We start from the raw sequence: 19,813 nt of genomic DNA on the forward strand, positions 1-19,813 counted from the left end.
TTTCCGACTCTATCAGATCTTTCCGATCCGATTTCCTCGGTGCTTTCCAGGTTCCCGCTCCGCTTTCGCTTCGCGTTTCCCTTTCCGGCGGCTCCGACTCTATCAGATCTTTTTTGATCCGATTCCCGGTCGGGGGGTTTGTCTCGGGCTTCCGCGCTTTCGCTCGTCGGCCTTTCGACATTCACTACGCTAGCCGATTCCCAGCCTGATTCATAATCGGGCTCGGCGGTTTCAAATTCGGACGTGCGAGCACGCCAGAATCGACCCCGACGAAGGGGTGGTGACTAGAGAGTGGGTTGGCCGCTCCGGCTGCAGGCGATCGCCGTACCCGGTTCAGCGGCTCGGGCCACATTACGCACCTTGCGGGGACGAGTCAACTTCGGCGCCGCTTGGGCACGTGGGCGCGGTACGGGCTGACCGTCGGGTCGTCGGCGACCCAGTAACGCCAGGGGTGGACGTCGCCGTTGCCGCCCTCGCCGGCGACGCCGGTGCGCGGGCCGTTGCGCAGCTGGCCGGAGGAGACCGGGGTCCCGGTCAGGATGCGGATCGGGGTGTCACCCGCGGCGCAGGCGTCGGTGCCGTCCAGGGCGCGGTCGACGCCCAGGGCCGTGGCCAGCCGGGCGGGCCCCTTGGCCAGTTCCTTGTCGTTGCGCGCCGCCGGCCTGCGGGTGCGCGCCAGCTCGGCTCCTTCGACGATCTCGCCGGCCCGGAGCAGGACCCCGCTCGCCCGGCCCTCCGGTCCGCAGACCAGGTTCATGCAGTGCCACATGCCGTAGGTGAAGTAGACGTACACGTGTCCGGGAGGACCGAACATCACCGCGTTGCGGGCCGTGCGGCCGCGGTAGGCGTGGGAGCCCGGGTCGTTGGGACCGTCGTAGGCCTCGACCTCGGTGAGGCGCAGCGCGATCGGGCCGTCGGGGGTCGTCCGGACGAGGATCCGCCCCAGGAGGTCCGGGGCGACGTCGAGGACGGGACGGTCGAAGAAGTCTCTGGGCAGTGGCGTACGGTCCGAGGGCGCGATCATGGCTTCCGAGCGTAGTCCAGACGGGTGGGTGTCAAGGGCTGGTCAAGGATCCCTCCGCTTGCCAGGGTGTGGACGCGGAACCGGCCCGGGCCGGATCGCGCAAGTAGGGATCAGGGATCCACACCGTAGAGGGAGAGACATGGCGTTCAGGAAGCTGCTCGCGAGCCTTGGAGCGGGCGGGGCGTCCGTCGAGACCGAACTGCACGAGGTCAACGTCGTGCCGGGCGGGGTCGTGCAGGGCGAGGTGCGGATCCAGGGCGGATCCGTGAACCAGGCGATCGAGGGGCTGTCGGTCGGGCTCCAGGCCAAGGTCGAGGTGGAGAGCGGCGACGAGGAGTACAAGCAGGACATCGAGTTCACCAAGGTGCGGCTCGGCGGGGCCTTCGAGCTGCAGGCCGGCGCGGTGCACGCGGTGCCGTTCGGGCTGGAGATCCCGTGGGAGACGCCGGTCACGATGATCGACGGGCAGTCCCTGCGGGGCATGCACATCGGAGTGACCACGGAGCTGGCGATCGCCCGCGCGGTGGACTCCGGTGACCTCGACCCGATCAACGTGCACCCGATGCCGGCGCAGAAGGCGATCCTGGACGCGTTCATCCAGCTGGGCTTCCGCTTCAAGCACGCGGACATGGAGCGCGGTCACATCCGCGGGACGCGGCAGCGGCTGCCGTTCTACCAGGAGATCGAGTTCTACCCTCCCTCGGAGTACCGGGGTCTGAACGAGGTCGAGCTGAGTTTCGTGGCCGACGAGCACGCGATGGACGTGGTGCTGGAGATGGACAAGAAGCCCGGTCTGTTCAGCGAGGGCAGCGACACCTACCGCTCCTTCCAGGTCGGTCTGCACGACTACCAGCAGACCGACTGGGCGGCGTACCTCCACCAGTGGATCGCCGAGGTCGGCAGCAAGCGCAGCTGGTTCTAGGACCTGTCCTAGGCTCGGTGGCGACAACAGGAACGATCAGGAGGTACCGAGGTGACCGAGCTCAAGCGGCGGCCGCTCCCCCACGACTTCCACCCGCCCGTGCCGTCGTTCACGGTCACGAGCGACGACGTCCGGGAGGGGGCGACGCTCAAGGACGCTCAGGTCCAGGCGGCGGGGAACACCTCTCCGCAGCTGCGCTGGGAGGGATTCCCGCCCGGGACCAAGAGCTTCGCCGTGACCTGCTACGACCCGGACGCCCCCACGGGCAGCGGGTTCTGGCACTGGGTGCTGTTCGACATCCCGGCCTCGGTGACGGAACTGCCGGCGGGTGCCGGCGGCGGGAAGTTCGAGGGCCTGCCCGAGGGTGCCGTGCACGCGCGCAACGACTACGGCACGAAGGACTTCGGGGGTGCCGCGCCGCCGCCGGGTGACGGGCCGCACCGGTACGTCTTCACGGTGTACGCCGTCGATCAGGACAAGCTCGGTCCGGACGCGGACGCCTCCCCGGCCGTGGTCGGCTTCAACCTGCGGTTCCACACGCTGGGCCGGGCCCAGCTGATCGGTGAGTACGAGGTGCCCGCCCAGGGCTGAGACGCCCGCCGCGTGTTTCCACGTTCACCGAACGTTTGCCCGCCTCTGGTCTTGGAAGTGATCGGAGGCGGGCATTTTTATTGCGTTGTCCATCCCGGCGCGCCCGTCCAGAGTTGATCCGGGCCCGCCGGGGGGTGGGCAGGTGCACACGGGAGGTGGGCCGGATGCGGGACACGCTGGTGCTGAACGCGAGCTTCGAGCCGCTGTCGACGGTGACGCTGAACCGAGCCGTCGTGCTGGTGCTGCAGGACAAGGCCGTCGTGGAGCAGGCCCACCCCGAACTGCGCATGCGGGGAGCCGCGGTGGACATCCCGGCGCCCCGGGTGATCCGGCTGTGCCGGTATGTGCGGGTGCCGTTCCGAAGACAAGCACCGTGGTCGAGGCGGGGCGTGCTGGTACGGGACCGGCACCGGTGCGCGTACTGCGGGCGGCGGGCGACGACCGTGGACCACGTGGTGCCGCGCTCGCACGGCGGGCAGGACACCTGGCTGAACACAGTGGCCTCGTGCGCGGAGGACAACCACCGCAAGGCCGACCGGACTCCTCAGGAGGCGGGGATGCCGTTGCTGCGGACGCCGTTCGAGCCGACGCCGGCGGACGCGATGCTGTTCGCGCTGGGGGCGGACGAACTCGCGGCGCTGCCCCAGTGGTTGGGCCGGGAGGCCGCCTGACGCCTCGCCGCCGGAGTGCCGCCGTGCGCCGGCCGCTTGAGGTGTCCGTGGCCGGCCGTCCGGTTCCCCGCGCCCTGGGCGGGTGCGGGGAACGTCGTCGCTTCCCTGGTGCCCCGGTCAGTCGATGAAGGGCTTCTCGCGGCGTTCCGAGGGGCTGTTCCTGCCGTCGTTCTGGGCGGGCACGGTGTTGCCCCCGCCGTTGCCGCCTCCGTTGCCGCCGCCCGAATTGCCGCCCAGGGAGCCGAAGTTGCCCATGGCGCCGGACAGGCCCTTGAGGGCGTCGCCGATCTCGCTGGGGACGATCCAGAGCTTGTTGGCGTCGCCTTCGGCGATCTTGGGGAGCATCTGGAGGTACTGGTAGGAGAGGAGCTTCTGGTCCGGGTCGCCGGCGTGGATGGCCTCGAAGACCGTGCGGACGGCCTGGGCCTCGCCCTCGGCGCGCAGCGCGGCGGCCTTGGCCTCACCTTCGGCGCGCAGGATCTGGGACTGCTTCTCGCCCTCGGCGCGCAGGATCTCGGACTGGCGGACACCTTCGGCCTGGAGGATGGCGGCGCGCTTGTCACGGTCGGCGCGCATCTGCTTCTCCATCGAGTCCTGGATGGAGGTGGGCGGCTCGATGGCCTTCAGTTCCACGCGGTTGACGCGGATGCCCCACTTGCCGGTGGCCTCGTCGAGGACGCCGCGCAGGGCCGCGTTGATCTCCTCGCGGGAGGTGAGGGTGCGCTCCAGGTCCATGCCGCCGATGATGTTGCGCAGGGTGGTGACGGTGAGCTGCTCGATCGCCTGGATGTAGCTGGCGACCTCGTAGGTGGCGGCCCGGGCGTCGGTCACCTGGTAGTAGATGACGGTGTCGATGTTGACGACCAGGTTGTCCTGGGTGATCACCGGCTGCGGGGGGAACGGCACGACCTGTTCGCGCAGGTCGATGCGGTTGCGGATGGTGTCGATGAACGGGACGACGATGTTGAGGCCCGCGTTGAGCGTGCGCGTGTAGCGGCCGAAGCGCTCCACGATGGCCGCGCTGGCCTGCGGGATGACCTGGATGGTCTTGATCAGGGCGATGAAGACCAACACCACCAGAATGATCAGGACGATGATGACCGGTTCCATCGACGGCTCCCTGTCCCCTTCTCCGCCTCGGCGCTTTCGGAAGATCTTATTGGGCTCTTGCGGCTGTTGAAGATCTTGCTGGTCGAGTCTGACAGACCGTCGTCCGCCTCGTGGGGTGTTCGGTGCAGGTCACATGACGACGGCGGTGGCTCCTTCGATGTCGACCACGTCGACTTCGGCACCCGCCTCGTAGACGCGGTCGGTGTCCAGTGCCCGGGCGGACCAGATCTCCCCGGCGAGCTTGATGCGGCCGCCGGAGCCGTCGACGCGTTCGAGGACGACGGCTTGCCGGCCTTTCAGCGCCTCGATGCCGGTGGCCAGGCGCGGGCTCTGCCTGCTGTGCCGGGCCGCGATGGGGCGTACGACGGCGATGAGGGCGACGGAGACGGCGAGGAAGACGATGACCTGGACGACGGTTCCCAGGCCGAAGCCGGCGGTGACCGCGGCGGCGACGGCGCCGACCGCGAGCATGCCGAACTCCGGCATCGCGGTCACCACGAGCGGGATTCCGAGCGCAGCCGCGCCGACGAGCCACCACACCCATGCGTCGATGTCGTTCACATGGTCATGGTAGGTCCGCGGGCCGGGTGGCGGACAGGGCGCACGGGGGGCGGCTCAGGGCGGGGAGCCCGGGAGACGGTCGGCAACCGGCGCCGGGACGGCGGCCGTTGGGGGCGGGGGCGCGTGACGCGTGGGCGCGGGTGGAGGGTCGGGGCGGGCGGACGTCAGGTCAGCGGGAGGCCCTGGGCGGTCCAGCGGTCGCCGACCTGCTCGACGACGAGCGGGAGTCCGAAGCAGCGCGAGAGGTTGCGGGACGTCAGCTCCAGCTCCAGGGGGCCCGCGGCGAGCACCTTGCCCTGGTTGATCATCAGGACGTGGGTGAAGCCGGGCGCGATCTCCTCGACATGGTGGGTGACCATGATCATGGAGGGGGCGATCGGGTCGCGGGCGAGCCGGCCGAGGCGGCGGACCAGGTCCTCGCGGCCGCCGAGGTCGAGGCCGGCGGCGGGCTCGTCCAGGAGCAGCAGTTCGGGGTCGGTCATGAGGGCGCGGGCGATGAGGGTGCGCTTGCGCTCGCCCTCGGAGAGGGTGCCGAAGCGGCGGTCGAGGTACTCGGTCATGCCGAGGCGGTCGAGGAAGGCGCGGGCGCGCTGCTCGTCGACGTCCTCGTACTCCTCCTGCCAGCCGGCGGTCATGCCGTACGCGGCGGTCAGCACGGTCTGCAGGACGGTCTGGCGCTTGGGGAGCTTCTCGGCCATGGCGATGCCCGCCATGCCGATGCGGGGGCGCAGTTCGAAGACGTCGGTGCCGGGCTTGCCGAGGGTCTCGCCGAGGATGGTGGCGGTGCCCTTGCTGGGGTAGAGGTAGCTGGAGGCGACGTTGAGGAGGGTGGTCTTGCCGGCGCCGTTCGGGCCGAGGATGACCCAGCGCTCGCCCTCCTTGACCGACCAGGAGACCTGGTCCACCAGAGCCCGGTCCTCGCGGACCACGGATACGTCCTGAAGCTCCAGAACATCGCTCATGAGCGCGTTGTCTCCCCTTGCAGTGTGCCGCCGGTCTCGGCTGGCGTACGCCTGTGGCTCGGTCCGCCGCGCCGGTGGGCGCAGCCCCCACCGAATCTACGCCACCGGCCGGGCGGGCTGTTCCATCGGTCTGGTCCTTAGGGTGGACGCATGCTCTCGGAACCGCGTTCTGGACGCCTAGCAGCTTGGGGAAATGCCCTTCTCGCCGGACTTGTCTCTCCGGATGACGCCGTGCTCGCCGTGGTGGGTGAGGACGCCGTCCACCGGGTGGCGGGACTGCCCGGTGAGGCGGGGCCGGTCGGGCTCACGCTCGCGCTGGGGCGGCTGCGCTCCCTGGGGGTGGGCGCCCTGCGGGTGGCGCTGCCGGCGCCGGGGCATCCGCTGGGGCTGAGCGGTCCGCCGGAGTTCAACGCGCGGGCGCTGGACGCCGGGGAGGCGGTCGTCTGTCACGGGGCCGCGTTCGGGCTGGTGCCCGAGGTGCACGAGGCCGGGCCCGCGGGTGATGTGCACGCCGAGGTGGTGTGGCACGTGCTGCCGGTGCGGGAGGCGCCGCCCGCGGACGTGCCGTCGCTGGGCGAGGCCGAGCGGGAGCTGGCCGAGGCGCTGCGGGAGGCGACGGAGGTGCTGGCGCGGCTGGACGTGGCCGCGTCGGGGCCGGTGGCGGAGGCGGCGATCGACGCGTACCGGGCGCGGGCCGAGCGCGGCAGGGAGGTGCTGGCGCCGGGGTATCCGCCGCGGGCGGTGCGGGTGCTCGAGCTCGCGCAGCGGGTGGGGCTGCTGGTGTCGCTGGCGTACGGGAACGGGCACGGGGGTGCGGTGAGCGCGTCCGAGATGGCCGCGCGGGGGGCCGCGCTGCGGCCGGTGGAGCGAACGGCCCGGCGGGCGCAGGTGGCTGCGTACAACTCCGTGGTGGAGGAGCGGGAGAAGGGGGTGCGGTGAGAGGGGACGGCGGTCTGTTCCCGCGCGGGTGCGAGCGGCGGTGCTGTGCCGTGCTCCCCCGGGCCCCGCTGTGGGGCTGAGCGGTCTCGTCCTCGAACGCCGGACGGACCGACTGCGCCGGCCTGTGTGGCCGTCACCGGCCCCTCCGGTCCTTTCGGCCCGTCCGGCTCCGCGGCCCTGCCGCAGGGTCCGGGGGTCCGGGCACACCGACCGGCCTCCCGGGGCTGACCCGGGAGGCCGTGGGCATCAGTGGTGACGCGCCGGTCTCAGTGGTTGAGGCCGAGGTTGCCGAAGGCCGGGTTCAGCACGCCGATGACGTTGACGCTGTTGCCGACGGCGTTGACCGGGATGTGGATCGGGGCCTGGATGACGTTGCCCGAGACGACGCCCGGGGAGGCCTTGGCCGCACCGGCGGCCGCGGCGCCGTCATGGGCGGAGGCCATTCCGGCACCGGCGGCCACGAGCCCGCCGGCCACCATCGTCACAGCCGCTGCCTTCTTCAGGTTCTTCACGCTTGAGTCCTCCTGGTGATCGCCACGGCAGTCGCCGCAGCACGCACTGGAGAACGGCCGGGGGCCGCGGAGGTTGCGCCATCCGGGGGACATTCCCACGACGGTATGAATCTCAGTCCGGAAGGGAACGCTCCGCGTTGCCGGACGGGGTGGCTCAGGGGTGTGCCGAGGGGGGCGTTTCAGCCGGTCACGCCATGGCGTACGGCCCACAGCGCGGCCTGGGTGCGGTCCGCCAGGTCGAGCTTCATCAGGATGTTCGACACGTGGGTCTTGACGGTCTTCTCGGACAGGACGAGGGCGCGGGCGATCTCCCGGTTGGAACGGCCGTCCGCTATCAGGCCCAGCACCTCCCGCTCCCGGTCGGTGAGGGAGGTCCCGCGGCCCTGGCCGGAGTGGGTCTCCTCCTGTGACAGCAGAGCACCGGCGACCTCCGGCTGGAGCAGGATGTGGCCGGCGTGCACCGAGCGGATGGCACCGGCGAGCGCGTCGGGGTCCACGTCCTTGTAGACGTACCCGGCGGCGCCCGCGCGCAGGGCCGGGACCACCGTGCGCTGCTCGGTGAAGCTGGTGACGATGAGCACGCGCGCGGGGTTGCCGAGTTCGCGCAGCCGGCGCAGCGCGTCCACGCCGTCCATCACGGGCATCTTGACGTCCATGAGGACCACGTCGGGTCTCAGTTCCTCGGCCCGGTCGACACCCTCGGCGCCGTCCGCCGCCTCGCCGACGACCTCGATGTCGTCCTGCACCTCCAGAAAGGTGCGCAGGCCCCGGCGGACCACTTGGTGGTCGTCGACGACCAGCACCTTGATTGCGTCAGCCACCGGGGGCCTCCATCTCGATCGTGGTGCCCTTGCCGGGCGCCGATTCCACGGTCAGCGTGCCGCCGGCGCCGTCGGCCCGGTCCCGCATGGAGACCAGCCCCAGGTGGCGGCCCGCGCGGCGCACCGTCCTCGGGTCGAAGCCCCTGCCGTCGTCCGTGACGCGCAGGACGGCGCCGTTGCCGCGGCGGTCGAGGGTGACGTCGACGTGTCCGGCGCCGGAGTGCCGCAGTGCGTTGTGCAGTGCCTCCTGGGCGACGCGGAGCATGGCCTCCTCCTGGGCGGCGGGCAGCGCGCGGAAGCCGCGGGCGGTGAAGGTGACGCGCGCGCTGTGGGCGCGGTCCAGGACCTGGACCTGGGTGCGCAGGGTGGCGACCAGTCCGTCCTCGTCGAGGGCCGCCGGGCGCAGCTCGACGACGGCGGCCCGCAGTTCGTCGGCGGCCTCGGCGGCGAGCACGGCCACCTGCTGCAGCTCGCCCTTGGCGCGGACCGGGTCGCGGTCGACCAGGGCGGCGGCGGCCTGGGCGGTCAGGCGCAGCGAGAACAGCTTCTGGCTGACCGCGTCGTGCAGTTCGTGGGCGAGGCGGGAGCGCTCCTCGGCGATGGTCAGTTCACGGCTGCGCTCGTAGAGGCGGGCGTTGGTCAGGGCGATGGCGGCGTGCTGGGCGAGGATGGCGAGCAGTTCCTCGTCCTCCTCGGTGAAGCCGCAGCTGCCCTCCGGTTTGCGGCAGCGTTTGTTCGCCAGGAACAGGGCCCCGATGACCTCGTCGCCGTCCCGGACGGGCAGCCCGAGGAAGTCGGACATCTCCGGGTGGGTGGCCGGCCAGCCCTCGAAGCGGGGGTCCTTTCGCACGTCGGCCAGGCGCTCGGCGCGCGCCTCGTGGAGCATCGCGGCGAGGATGCCGTGCTGGCGCGGGAGCGGACCGATGGCGCGCCACTGTTCCTCGCTGACACCGTCGACCACGAACTGGGCGAAGCCGCCGTGGTCGTCGGGGACGCCGAGCGCGGCGTACTGCGCGTCGAGCAGCTCACGGGCGGAGGCGACGATCGTCTTGAGGACGTCGCGCACCTCCAGGTGCCTGCTCATGGCCAGCAGCGCGGAACTCACCGCGGCGAGGCCGGACCGGGGGCCTTGACTCATGTGGCTCACGGTACCGGCGGGGTGCGACAGCGGGATCGGACCTGTGGAGGCCCTTCCTGGGCCGCGGGTCGTAGGTCTGGGGACGGTCCCGGCCGGGCCCGGGGGCGGAGACAGGGGAAGGGGAAGGAGGCCGACAGCCCCGGGCGGGCCGAGGCGGGGGCGGAGGAAGGGGGGTGTGTCGGAGCGGGGGGCGCCGGAGCGCGAGGTGCGCGGTGCGCCGTGCGGGGCGTGGCGGGCTGCCGGCCGGCCCGGACGAGGGCGGCGGCCTCGCGGGCGCTGAGGAGGGGGACCGCCGGGCGGGTGGCGGTCCCCCGCGGTCATGAGGAGGCGCAGGGCGGGCACCCCCCTGGGCAGGAGTGCGGCGACGCGCACCTCGTCCTTCCGGAGGAGAGCCCTCACGCAGTGCGTTGCGATGGCAACCAAACGTGAGGAAGCCGCTCCGCCGATGTGAGGACGCGCATAGGGCGCACATCACGTACGAAGGGGCATAGGAGAGACGGCTCCCCTGGTGAACGGGACAGACATCCCTGTCTGTCCCGTTTTGTCGCTTCCTGATCCACTACCCGGCTTCGTACGTCACACCTTTGCCCTCGGATTTTGCGGCCGCTAAGAATTGCTCTCGTCGCTCAACGCCGCGGGTTTCCGCCCACGGCGTTCGTGTGGGAAGGACCCCCTCCCGCAGTCCGGAGAGCGACCTCCGCGCTACTCGAAGAGGTCCATTTCGCCATGCCCGCAAACTTCCGTCTGCTCCGCCATAGTCGTGCCCTGACCCGCACCCACAAGGCCGCCGTCGCCGGTGCCGCCACCCTCGGTGCCGCCGCCCTCGCCTTCACCGCCGCCCCCGGCGGTGCCCACACCACGACGTCCGCCGACGCCGTCGCGGCCCCGGTGCGGATCGGCTCGCAGCCGGTCAAGGACGTCAAGGCCGACGTCACCGACCAGCTCGCCGGCGGCAGCGTCAAGATCCAGGCCATCGAGGCCAAGAAGCAGGCCGCGGCCCAGCACAAGGCCCAGGCCGCCGCCCGGCACAAGGCCGAAGCCGCCGCCCGGCACAAGGCCGAGGCCGCCCGCCAGGCCGGGAAGGCCGCCTCGCGCTCCGCCGCGCGCCCGCAGATGCAGACGGTCGCCGCCGCCACCAGCTACGGCAACAACCTCGACGGCTGGATCCGGCAGTCGCTGGCGATCATGAGGCAGCACAACATCCCCGGCTCCTACAGCGGCCTGCACCGCAACATCATGCGGGAGTCCTCGGGCAACCCGATGGCCATGAACGGCTGGGACATCAACGCCCGCAACGGCATCCCCTCCAAGGGCCTGCTGCAGGTCATCCAGCCGACCTTCAACACGTACCACGTGCCCGGCACCTCGGCGAACATCTACGACCCGGTCGCCAACATCACCGCCGCGGCCAACTACGCGGCCCACCGCTACGGCTCGATCGACAACGTCAACAGCGCGTACTGACCCCGCGGGGTCGGCGCGGACCTCTGACGGCGGACGCGGAAGGGCGGCACCCGGTGTGGGGTGCCGCCCTTCGCCGTTCTCCGCCGCTCGCCGCGCGGTCCGTGCCTCACCGCCCGCGCGCCGCGGCGCGCGTCACGCGGTGCGCGTCACTTGCGCATGACCTCGGGCTCGTGGCGGCGCAGGAAGCGCGCCACCAGGAAGCCGCAGACGACGCCGAGGGCGATCAGCGCGGCCATGTCGAGGCTCCAGGCCGAGACCGTGTGGTCCCACAGCGGGTCGGTGCTGGTCGGGTCGTCCTTGTTCGGGGCGATGTTGTTGAAGTCCAGCGTGGCGCCGGCCCCGGCCACCGCCCAGCGCGACGGCATCAGGTACGAGAACTCGTTGACGCCGAGCGTGCCGTGCAGCGTGAACAGGCAGCCGGTGAAGACGACCTGGATGATCGCGAACATCACCAGCAGCGGCATGGTCTTCTCGGCGGTCTTCACCAGCGAGGAGATCACCAGGCCGAACATCATCGAGGTGAAGCCCAGCGCCATGATCGGCAGGCACAGCTCGAACAGCGTCGCGTTGCCGAGGATCAGGCCCTTGCCGGGGATCTCGCGGCTGGAGAAGCCGATCAGGCCCACCAGCAGGCCCTGCAGCACGGTGATCACACCGAGCACCACGACCTTGGACATGAGGTACGCCGACCGGGACAGGCCGGTGGCGCGCTCCCGCTCGTAGATCACCCGTTCCTTGATCAGCTCGCGGACGGAGTTCGCCGCGCCCGCGAAGCAGGCGCCGACCGCCAGGATCAGCAGGACGGTGGTCGCCGTGCCGTTCGGGGTCGGCAGGTGCGTCCTGGAGTTGACCGGGTTGACCAGCAGGCCCTTGTCGTGGTCGATGAGCAGGCTGACCGCGCCGAGCACCGCCGGGAGGATCACCGTCAGCGCGAGGAAACCCCTGTCGGAGGCGATGACGGACACGTACCGCCGGATCAGGGTCAGCAGCTGTGAGCCCCAGCCCTGCGGCTTGGGCGGCTTGATGGCCTGCGGCGGCGGCATGCTCACCGACTGCGGGGCGACCGCGTCGATGTCCGCGGCGTACATCTGGTAGTGCTGCGAGCCCTTCCAGCGGCCCGCCCAGTCGTAGTCGCGGTAGTTCTCGAAGGCGGAGAAGACGTCGGCCCAGCTGCCGTAGCCGAAGAAGTTCAGCGCCTCCTCGGGCGGCCCGAAGTAGGCGACGCTGCCGCCCGGCGCCATCACCAGGAGCTTGTCGCAGATCGCCAGCTCGGCCACCGAGTGGGTGACCACCAGGACGGTGCGGCCGTCGTCGGCGAGGCCGCGCAGCAGCGTCATCACGTCGCGGTCCATGCCCGGGTCGAGGCCGGAGGTCGGCTCGTCCAGGAAGATCAGCGACGGCTTGGTGAGCAGCTCCAGGGCGACCGAGACGCGCTTGCGCTGGCCGCCGGAGAGCGAGGTGACCTTCTTGTCCTTGTGGATGTCGAGCTTCAGCTCGCGCAGCACCTCGTCGATGCGGGCGTCGCGTTCGGCGCCCGTGGTGTCGGAGGGGAAGCGCAGCTTGGCCGCGTACTTCAGCGCCTTCTTGACGGTCAGCTCCTTGTGCAGGATGTCGTCCTGCGGGACCAGACCGATGCGCTGACGCAGCTCGGCGAACTGCTTGTACAGGTTCCGGTTGTCGTAGAGGACCTCGCCCTGGTCGGCCGGGCGGTAGCCGGTGAGCGCCTTGAGCAGGGTGGACTTGCCGGAACCGGACGGGCCGATGACCGCGATCAGCGACTTCTCCGGGACGCCGAAGGAGACGTCCTTGAGGATCTGCTTGCCGCCGTCGACCGTGACGGTCAGGTGCCGGGCGGAGAAGGACACCTCACCGGTGTCGACGAACTCCTCCAGGCGGTCGCCGACGATCCGGAACGTCGAGTGGCCGACGCCGACGATGTCGGCGGGACCGAGCGTGGCCGAGCCGCCCTTGGTGATCGGCTGGCCGTTGACGTAGGTGCCGTTGTGCGAGCCCAGGTCGCGGATCTCCATGCGGCCGTCGGGCATGGAGTGGAACTCGGCGTGGTTGCGGGAGACCTGGAGGTCGGAGACGACCAGGTCGTTCTCCAGGGCACGGCCGATGCGCATCACGCGGCCCAGGGAGAACTGGTGGAACGTGGTCGGGCTGCGGTCGCCGTGCGCCGGCGGCGCCCCCGCGCCACCACCGGGGCCCTGCTGCTGCGGGACCGAAGGCGCCTGCTGGGCCTGCGGCTGCTGCTGCCGGCCGGCCTGCGGGTCGCCCGGCGCGGCCGGCTGCGGCGCCCGCTGATCGCCCCAGCCGGCCCCCGCACCCTGGGCGGCGTAGGGCTGCTGCTGCGGCTGGGCCTGCGGTGTCGCGACGGCCGCGGTGGCGGCCGCGAGGTTCAGGCACGGGCCGTCGGTGGCGTTGCCGAGGTGAACGGCCGAGCCGGGGCCGATCTCCACCTGCTGGATCCGCTGCCCCCGCACGAACGTGCCGTTGGTGCTGCCGTGGTCCTCGATCACCCAACTGCGGCCGTTGTGGCTGACCGTGGCGTGACGCCAGGAGACCCTGGCGTCGTCGAATGCGATGTCACCCTGCGGATCACGGCCGAGGGTGTAGGCCCTGGACGGATCGAGCGTCCAGGTCCGTCCATTGGTTTCCAGTACGAGTTCCGGCACTCCAAGCCCCACTGAGTTGTCCCCCGAATTGCCCCCGTCGCGGGGAGTCTAGGGATGTCGAACATCGTGGTGAACTATTCCAGGCTCCGCCCTCTGACCGAAAGCCGGGCCTTGTCATGAGTGCGTAACGCGCACCCCCGCCGGACGGCAGCCGCGGGGTCGAAACCCGGCCGGAAAGTGGTATTCCGGCCCGAGGAGGACACACGGCGGACCCTCGCGGCGGCGGCACGCGGTGCCGTGGGCGCGGTCACCGCGTCCCGCGGCCGGCCGGAAGGGGCGTCGAGGCGCGCCCCGCCGTCGAGATCGCGCCAGCGGCACCGGGGCTGCGGCCGAGGGCGGCCGGGTCCGGGCCGGAGGTGGCGGATCCCGGCGCGGGGCTGGTCGTCCCGGTGCCCGTCGGCCACCTGGACGTCACCGGCTGTTCGCTGTCCGCCAGGCGGACCTGGGGGGCGCAAGGCACGGGGTGCCGGATACGGTGGAATCACCATGAGCGCTTCGCAGAGTTCCGATGACCTCACCCTTCTCGTCAAGATCTTCGGGAAGGACAGGCCGGGCATCACGGCCGGTCTCTTCGACACCCTCGCGGCCTACTCCGTCGACGTGGTCGACATCGAGCAGGTCGTCACCCGTGGCCGGATGGTGCTGTGCGCGCTCGTCACCCAGCCGTCCCCCGGTCTGGAGGGCGACCTGCGCGCCACGGTGCACAGCTGGGCCGAGTCGATGAGGATGCAGGCGGAGATCATCTCGGGCCGGGGCGACAACCGGCCGCGCGGCCTCGGACGCTCCCTGGTCACCGTGCTCGGCCACCCGCTCACCGCCGAGGCCACCGCCCAGATCGCGGCGCGGATCACCAAGACCGGCGGGAACATCGACCGGATCTTCCGGCTCGCCAAGTACCCGGTCACGGCCGTGGAGTTCGCCGTGTCCGGGGTGGAGACCGAACCGCTGCGCACCGCGCTGGCGACGGACGCGGCGGCCCTCGGGGTCGACGTGGCGGTCGTCGCGGCGGGGCTGCACCGCCGGGCCCAGCGCCTGGTCGTCATGGACGTGGACTCGACGCTCATCCAGGACGAGGTGATCGAGCTGTTCGCCGCGCACGCGGGGTGCGAGGACAAGGTCGCCGAGGTGACGGCGGCCGCGATGCGCGGGGAACTGGACTTCGAGCAGTCGCTGCACGCCCGGGTGGCGCTCCTGGCGGGGCTGGACGCCTCGGTGGTGGACAAGGTGCGCAGCGAGGTGCGGCTGACGCCGGGCGCGCGGACCCTGATCCGTACGCTGAAGCGGCTCGGTTACCAGGTCGGTGTGGTCTCGGGTGGTTTCACCCAGGTCACGGACGATCTGAAGGACCGGCTCGGACTGGACTTCGCGCAGGCCAACACGCTGGAGATAGTCGACGGGAAGCTGACGGGACGGGTCACGGGCGAGATCGTCGACCGGGCCGGCAAGGCACGGCTGCTGCGCAGGTTCGCCGCCGAGGCGGGCGTACCGCTGGCGCAGACCGTGGCGATCGGTGACGGTGCGAACGATCTGGACATGCTGAACGCGGCGGGTCTCGGCGTAGCCTTCAACGCCAAGCCGGTGGTCCGCGAGGCCGCGCACACGGCGGTGAACGTGCCCTTCCTCGACACCGTCCTCTACCTGCTCGGTGTCACCCGCGAAGAGGTCGAGGCGGCGGACGCCCACGAGGAGCGCTGAGGGCCTGCACACCTACGTCGTGTGACACCCACGCCGTATGGCACCAACGCCGCGTGACGCCTACGCCGCGTGCTGACGGCCAGGGCACCTACGCCGTGTGCCGGCGGGCTGGGCACTCCGCCGTCCGCCGGGGGCCTGAGCACCTCGGCCGTCCGCCGACGGCCTGCACACCTCGGCCGCGCCGTGAGTGCCTGCGCGCGCCCGCCGGGCCTGTGCCGAGGGCCTGCGCAAGCCCCCCGGCCGCTGAGCCCCGGGCCCAGGGCCCGGGGCCATCGCTCACTCCGAGGGTGCCCAGTAGTCGACCAGCGTGGCCACGCCCGGCTCCAGGGTCTTCCAGGGGCCGTCGAAGGAGAGGACGGCGAACGCCGCAGCCGGGAAGCCTCGGCGGCTCAGCCGCTCACGGGCGTCGCCCTCGGCCGCGCCGGACAGCACCTCGGTCAGACCCTGGATGCCCGGGTTGTGGCCGATCAGGACGGCGTTGCGCACGTCGTCCGGCGTCTCGTTGAGCACGGCGATCAGTTCGCCCGGCGAGGCGTCGTAGATCCGCTCCTCATAGACGGTTTTCGGCCGCTCCGGCAGCTCGTGGACGGCGAGCTTCCAGGTCTCACGGGTGCGCACGGCGGTCGAGCACAGGGCCAGGTCGAACACGACACCGGCGTCGGCGAACTTGCGGCCGGCCACCGCCGCGTCCTTGCGGCCCCGCTCGGCCAGTGGTCGCTCGTGATCGGTCACTTGTGGCCAGTCGGCTTTCGCATGCCGGAAGAGGACGATCCTGCGGGGTTCTGCGACGCTCATGGAATCCAGCTTCGCATGAAACAGGCCATGAGGCGCAGGGAGTTGACAGGCGTGCCCCATGCGTGGCGGGTCCGGCACGGAGCGGGACCGGCGGTCGTGGGGAGGGGCGCCGGCTCAGCGGCCGAGCAGTTCCTGGGCGCGCTGCAGGAGCTGGGTGATCGCGGGGTCGCCGGTGGCCGCATGGGCGTCCGACGGGTTCAGTATCAGAGCGAGCAGGGCGACGAAGGCGAGGGCCGGCAGGGCCAGGGCCCACCACGGCAACCGGATGTCCACCCCGCCCGTGGTCGCCGGGCGGGTCCGGGTGTGCGTACGGACCGGCATGATCGCCTCCGCTGGTCTCCGAGGGCTTCACGGACCGCCTGTCCGCGGTCACATCTCGAAGGTACGGAACCGGCGGGCCGGGGCCTATCCGGTGATCCACCCACTCGACCCTGACCTGTACCCCCTAGGGGACGGGGGGCCAGCCCTACCCCGCGGCCCGTACGGAGGCGCGCGGGGCAGGCGGGGCGCCGGGGTCCAGCAGGGGCCGGGTCAGGGCGAGACCACGGTCGCGACGATGGCGATGATCACGAAGATGGCGAAGAAGGAGCCGAAGATCAGCAGCATCTTCTTCTGGCTGTTCTTCGGGTTCGGGTCGAGCACAGGCTGCATGGCCCCAGTTTCGCACCCGCTCCCCGCGCGCGGGCGCCGGGGGCGTCTCAGCGCGCCGCCTCCTCCTCCACGGTGCGGTCGCGGCCGGCCACCCAGCCCACCACCATCTGCGGGACCATGAGCGCGCACATGAGCGCGATGGGCAGGCCCCAGCCACCGCTGCTCTGGTTCAGGACGCCGACCAGGAGCGGCCCCGGGATGGAGATCAGGTAGCCGGTGCTCTGGGCGAAGGCCGACAGCTGGGCCACGCCCGCGCCGGTCCGGGCCCGCATGCCGACCATGGTCAGGGCCAGCGGGAAGGCGCAGTTCGAGACGCCGAGCAGCACCGCCCAGGCCCAGGCCCCGCCGGCCGGTGCCAGGTACAGGCCGGCGTACCCGGCGAGGCCGCAGACGCCGAGCGCGAGGACGATGGGGCCCTGGTGGGGCAGCCGGGTGGCCAGGCGCGGGATGACGAAGGCCAGCGGTACGCCCATCACCATGGTGACGGCGAGCAGCAGCCCGGCGGTGCCGGCGGAGACTCCCGCGTCGCGGAAGATCTGCGCCATCCAGCCCATGGTGATGTAGGCGGCGGTGGCCTGGAGCCCGAAGAAGACGGCCAGTGCCCAGGCGGTACGGCTGCGGGTGATCCGCAGGGCCGGCGCCTCCGCGCCCGCGGACGCCCCGCGGGCCGGCGACTGCTCCCGCGGTGCCTGCCGTGCGGCGCCGGGGGCGGCGGGTGCCGCACCCCGGTCGCGGTCGCGGACCAGCGGCAGCCAGGGGAGGACGGCGGCCAGGGCGAGCACCGCCCACACGGCCAGGCCGGGCTGCCAGTCGCCGCCCAGGGCGTTGGTCAGCGGCACGGTCGCGGCGGCTGCGGACGAGGTGCCGAGGGCGAGCGCCATCGAGTACAGGCCGGTCATGGAACCGACCCGGTCGGGGAACCAGCGCTTGACGATGACCGGCATCAGGACGTTGCTGACGGCGATGCCCATGAGGGCGAGCGCGCTGGCGGCCAGGAACCCGGCCGTGCCGCCGGCGTAGGGCCGCACGAGCAGTCCGGCGCCGATGGCGGCCATGCCCGCGCAGACCACGGCGGCGGGGCCGAAGCGGCGGGCGAGCCGGGGTGCCATGACGCCGAAGACGGCGAAGCAGAGCGGGGGCACGGAGGTGAGCACCCCGGCGACGCTGCCGCTCATCCCGAGCCCGTCGCGGACCTCTTCCAGGAGGGCGCCGAGGCTGGTGATGGCGGGCCGGAGGTTCAGCGCGGACAGCACGATGCCGATGACCACCAGGCGGGTCGCCCACGCGCGCGTGGCGGGTTTCCCGGGTGCGGGATCCGCCCCGGGAACCCGGGGGGCGGCGGTCGCGGCCGGGGCCTGGTGCTCGGTCGGTGACGTCGTGGTCCGGGTTGTTTCCTCACGTGCCATGAGGCCCATCATAGAATGATGGGATGATTAAGTGTCCAGTCCGTCCAGGGTCCGGGATCCCGCTCCCCGGTCCCGCTCGCGAAGGTGTGCCATGCCTTTGAGCCATCAGCGCCGCTCGGCCCTGTCCGAGCAGGTCATCGCCGCGCTGCGGAGCCAGATCTCCTCGGGCGAGTGGCCGGTCGGCTCCCGCATCCCGACCGAGCCCGAGCTGGTGGAGCAGCTCGGCGTCGCCCGCAACACCGTCCGCGAGGCGGTCCGCGCCCTCGCCCACAACGGTCTGCTGGACATCCGCCAGGGGTCCGGCACGTACGTGGTGGCCACCAGCGAGCTGGCGGGCGTGATGCAGCGCCGGTTCGCCGACGCGGACCCGCGGCACGTGGCCGAGCTGCGTTCCACGCTGGAGTCGGCCGCGGCGAAGCTGGCGGCGACGCGGCGCGGCGAGAAGGACCTCAAGCAGCTCGACGCGCTGCTGGTACGGCGGGAGGAGGCCTGGCAGAGCGGTGACGCGGAGGCGTTCGTCACGGCGGACGCCACCTTCCACCTGGCGGTGGTGGCCGCCTCGCACAACGACGTCATGACGGCGATGTACGCGGACCTGGGCGAGGTCATGCGGGACTGGCTGCGCGCGGACGTGGGCGCGGAGCTGACCGACCGGTCGAACATGGACCACACCCGGCTGGTCGACGCGATCCGGGTGGGCGACGCGGAGGCCGCCGCCGCGGAGGCGGCGAGCTACCCGTTCCAGTGCCGTCCGGCCCGGGTCGGCCCGCCCGGGCGGGCGTGAGCCGAGCCCGGGACGCCTGCGGCGGGCGGCACCGGACGGCTCGGGCGCCGCGGTGCCGCCCGCGCGCACGCGCGCTGGCGACAGGTCCGCGGCCGGCCAGGGGGTGCCGGCCGACCGCCCCCGCGCGCCGCGGAGACGTCCGCGTACGACTCCGTGCGGTACGGCACGGTGGTGCCGTGCGCACCTGAGCCACCGGACCGGGTGGAGTCACCGGGCGCACCGGTCGGCCCGCCTTCCGGGCACCGGCGGGGTGAAGCCCGCGGGGCCCGCACCCCGGAGGATGCGGGCCCCGCGGGCTCATGCCGTGGCGGCGGTGGTGCTCACGCGCCGATGGCGTGCAGGCCGCCGTCCACGTGGATGATCTCGCCGGTGGTCTTGGGGAACCAGTCGCTCAGCAGCGCGACGATGCCGCGGCCGGCCGGCTCGGGGTCCTTGAGGTCCCACTCCAGCGGGGAGCGGCTGTCCCACACGGAGGCCAGGTCGCTGAAGCCCGGGATGGACTTGGCGGCCATGGAGCCGAGCGGGCCCGCGGAGACGAGGTTGCAGCGGATGTTCTGCTTGCCCAGGTCGCGCGCCATGTAGCGGCTGGTGGCCTCCAGGGCGGCCTTGGCCGGGCCCATCCAGTCGTACTGCGGCCAGGCGTACTGCGCGTCGAAGGTGAGGCCGACGACCGAACCGCCGTTCTGCATCAGCGGCAGGCAGGCCATGGTCAGCGACTTCAGGGAGAACGCCGAGACGTGCATGGCGGTGGCCACGGACTCGAACGGCGTGTTGAGGAAGTTGCCGCCGAGCGCGTCCTGCGGCGCGAAACCGATGGAGTGCACGACGCCGTCGAGGCCGCCCAGCTCCTCGCCCACGAGGTCCGCGAGCCGGGCGAGGTGCTCGTCGTTGGTGACGTCCAGCTCGATGACCTTGGCGGGCTTCGGCAGCTTCCTGGCGATGCGCTCGGTCAGCGTGGGCCGCGGGAACGCGGTCAGGATGACCTCGGCGCCCTGCTCCTGGGCCAGCTTGGCGGCGTGGAAGGCGATGGACGCCTCCGTCAGCACACCGGTGATCAGGACGCGCTTGCCCTCGAGGATTCCGCTCATG

At 71.9% G+C, this 19,813-nt stretch carries 20 protein-coding genes; 7 read left to right on the forward strand and 13 right to left on the reverse strand.

Features of this window, described 5'->3' with window-relative positions; genetic code table 11:
* Positions 1 to 373: 373 nt before the first annotated feature.
* The gene (locus IG64_RS30415; RefSeq protein WP_037862045.1) at positions 374 to 1,024 is read right to left on the reverse strand and encodes a DNA-3-methyladenine glycosylase; all 651 of its coding nucleotides are present in this window, start codon (positions 1,022 to 1,024) and stop codon (positions 374 to 376) included.
* Positions 1,025 to 1,163: 139 nt separating this feature from the next.
* Between IG64_RS30415 and IG64_RS30420 the strand changes: the two genes are divergently transcribed.
* The 3 genes from IG64_RS30420 to IG64_RS30430 all read left to right on the forward strand — a co-directional run bounded on the left by IG64_RS30420 (position 1,164) and on the right by IG64_RS30430 (position 3,208).
* A complete protein-coding gene (locus IG64_RS30420; RefSeq protein WP_037862047.1) occupies positions 1,164 to 1,946 on the forward strand; it encodes a sporulation protein in 783 nt (260 codons plus the stop codon).
* 51 nt (positions 1,947 to 1,997) lie between these two features.
* Positions 1,998 to 2,537, forward strand: coding sequence for a YbhB/YbcL family Raf kinase inhibitor-like protein (locus tag IG64_RS30425; RefSeq protein WP_037862048.1), 540 nt, complete (start codon positions 1,998 to 2,000; stop codon positions 2,535 to 2,537).
* 164 nt (positions 2,538 to 2,701) lie between these two features.
* The gene (locus IG64_RS30430; RefSeq protein WP_037862049.1) at positions 2,702 to 3,208 is read left to right on the forward strand and encodes an HNH endonuclease; all 507 of its coding nucleotides are present in this window, start codon (positions 2,702 to 2,704) and stop codon (positions 3,206 to 3,208) included.
* Between the two features lie 117 nt (positions 3,209 to 3,325).
* Here the strand turns inward: IG64_RS30430 and IG64_RS30435 are convergent, their stop codons facing one another.
* The 3 genes from IG64_RS30435 to IG64_RS30445 form a co-directional block, all read right to left on the reverse strand.
* Positions 3,326 to 4,318: an SPFH domain-containing protein gene (locus IG64_RS30435; RefSeq protein WP_037862052.1), complete on the reverse strand. Its 993-nt coding sequence runs from the start codon at positions 4,316 to 4,318 to the stop codon at positions 3,326 to 3,328.
* A gap of 129 nt (positions 4,319 to 4,447) precedes the next feature.
* Complete coding sequence (locus tag IG64_RS30440; protein ID WP_037862053.1) at positions 4,448 to 4,879, reverse strand: NfeD family protein; 432 nt, start codon at positions 4,877 to 4,879, stop codon at positions 4,448 to 4,450.
* A 164-nt stretch (positions 4,880 to 5,043) separates the two neighbouring features.
* Entirely contained in the window at positions 5,044 to 5,841 is a 798-nt protein-coding gene (locus IG64_RS30445; RefSeq protein WP_037862054.1) for an ABC transporter ATP-binding protein, read from the reverse strand.
* 150 nt (positions 5,842 to 5,991) lie between these two features.
* Here IG64_RS30445 and IG64_RS30450 point away from each other — a divergent pair, with 150 nt between their 5' ends.
* Positions 5,992 to 6,780, forward strand: coding sequence for a hypothetical protein (locus IG64_RS30450; RefSeq protein ID WP_051813521.1), 789 nt, complete (start codon positions 5,992 to 5,994; stop codon positions 6,778 to 6,780).
* A 266-nt stretch (positions 6,781 to 7,046) separates the two neighbouring features.
* Here IG64_RS30450 and chpE read toward each other — a convergent pair whose 3' ends face one another.
* The 3 genes from chpE to IG64_RS30465 all read right to left on the reverse strand — a co-directional run bounded on the left by chpE (position 7,047) and on the right by IG64_RS30465 (position 9,251).
* Positions 7,047 to 7,292 (reverse strand): chaplin ChpE, encoded by a 246-nt coding sequence (gene chpE, locus IG64_RS30455; RefSeq protein ID WP_037862057.1) that lies wholly within the window; start codon positions 7,290 to 7,292, stop codon positions 7,047 to 7,049.
* 179 nt (positions 7,293 to 7,471) lie between these two features.
* Positions 7,472 to 8,113, reverse strand: a complete 642-nt coding sequence (locus IG64_RS30460) for a response regulator (RefSeq protein ID WP_037862058.1) — start codon at positions 8,111 to 8,113, stop codon at positions 7,472 to 7,474.
* Positions 8,106 to 9,251 (reverse strand): GAF domain-containing sensor histidine kinase, encoded by a 1,146-nt coding sequence (locus tag IG64_RS30465; protein WP_037862060.1) that lies wholly within the window; start codon positions 9,249 to 9,251, stop codon positions 8,106 to 8,108. Before IG64_RS30465 ends, IG64_RS30460 begins: the two co-directional genes overlap by 8 nt.
* Before the next feature lie 726 nt (positions 9,252 to 9,977).
* On the opposite strand from IG64_RS30465, the gene IG64_RS30470 reads away from it, so the two are divergent.
* Positions 9,978 to 10,715, forward strand: coding sequence for a transglycosylase SLT domain-containing protein (locus IG64_RS30470; RefSeq protein ID WP_037862061.1), 738 nt, complete (start codon positions 9,978 to 9,980; stop codon positions 10,713 to 10,715).
* A gap of 146 nt (positions 10,716 to 10,861) precedes the next feature.
* Here the strand turns inward: IG64_RS30470 and IG64_RS30475 are convergent, their stop codons facing one another.
* The gene (locus IG64_RS30475; RefSeq protein WP_037862064.1) at positions 10,862 to 13,393 is read right to left on the reverse strand and encodes an FHA domain-containing protein; all 2,532 of its coding nucleotides are present in this window, start codon (positions 13,391 to 13,393) and stop codon (positions 10,862 to 10,864) included.
* Between the two features lie 486 nt (positions 13,394 to 13,879).
* On the opposite strand from IG64_RS30475, the gene serB reads away from it, so the two are divergent.
* Positions 13,880 to 15,088 carry a phosphoserine phosphatase SerB gene (gene serB / locus IG64_RS30480; protein ID WP_037862066.1) on the forward strand — a complete coding sequence of 403 codons (1,209 nt, stop codon included), beginning with the start codon at positions 13,880 to 13,882 and terminating at the stop codon, positions 15,086 to 15,088.
* 276 nt (positions 15,089 to 15,364) lie between these two features.
* Here serB and IG64_RS30485 read toward each other — a convergent pair whose 3' ends face one another.
* The 4 genes from IG64_RS30485 to IG64_RS30495 form a co-directional block, all read right to left on the reverse strand.
* The gene (locus IG64_RS30485; protein WP_037862070.1) at positions 15,365 to 15,883 is read right to left on the reverse strand and encodes a SixA phosphatase family protein; all 519 of its coding nucleotides are present in this window, start codon (positions 15,881 to 15,883) and stop codon (positions 15,365 to 15,367) included.
* A 114-nt stretch (positions 15,884 to 15,997) separates the two neighbouring features.
* Complete coding sequence (locus IG64_RS30490; RefSeq protein WP_037862072.1) at positions 15,998 to 16,204, reverse strand: hypothetical protein; 207 nt, start codon at positions 16,202 to 16,204, stop codon at positions 15,998 to 16,000.
* 210 nt (positions 16,205 to 16,414) lie between these two features.
* A complete protein-coding gene (locus IG64_RS42920; RefSeq protein ID WP_267883420.1) occupies positions 16,415 to 16,534 on the reverse strand; it encodes an SGM_5486 family transporter-associated protein in 120 nt (39 codons plus the stop codon).
* Positions 16,535 to 16,581: 47 nt separating this feature from the next.
* Positions 16,582 to 17,940, reverse strand: coding sequence for a CynX/NimT family MFS transporter (locus IG64_RS30495; protein WP_037862123.1), 1,359 nt, complete (start codon positions 17,938 to 17,940; stop codon positions 16,582 to 16,584).
* Between the two features lie 91 nt (positions 17,941 to 18,031).
* Between IG64_RS30495 and IG64_RS30500 the strand changes: the two genes are divergently transcribed.
* On the forward strand, positions 18,032 to 18,724 hold the full coding sequence (locus IG64_RS30500; protein WP_037862074.1) for a FadR/GntR family transcriptional regulator: 693 nt from the start codon (positions 18,032 to 18,034) through the stop codon (positions 18,722 to 18,724).
* Between the two features lie 320 nt (positions 18,725 to 19,044).
* Here the strand turns inward: IG64_RS30500 and fabI are convergent, their stop codons facing one another.
* Positions 19,045 to 19,812, reverse strand: coding sequence for an enoyl-ACP reductase FabI (fabI, locus tag IG64_RS30505; RefSeq protein WP_037862076.1), 768 nt, complete (start codon positions 19,810 to 19,812; stop codon positions 19,045 to 19,047).
* Between the last annotated feature and the right edge of the window lies 1 nt (position 19,813).

The organism is Streptomyces sp. NRRL S-340, assembly GCF_000720185.1.
Lineage (GTDB): Bacteria > Actinomycetota > Actinomycetes > Streptomycetales > Streptomycetaceae > Streptomyces.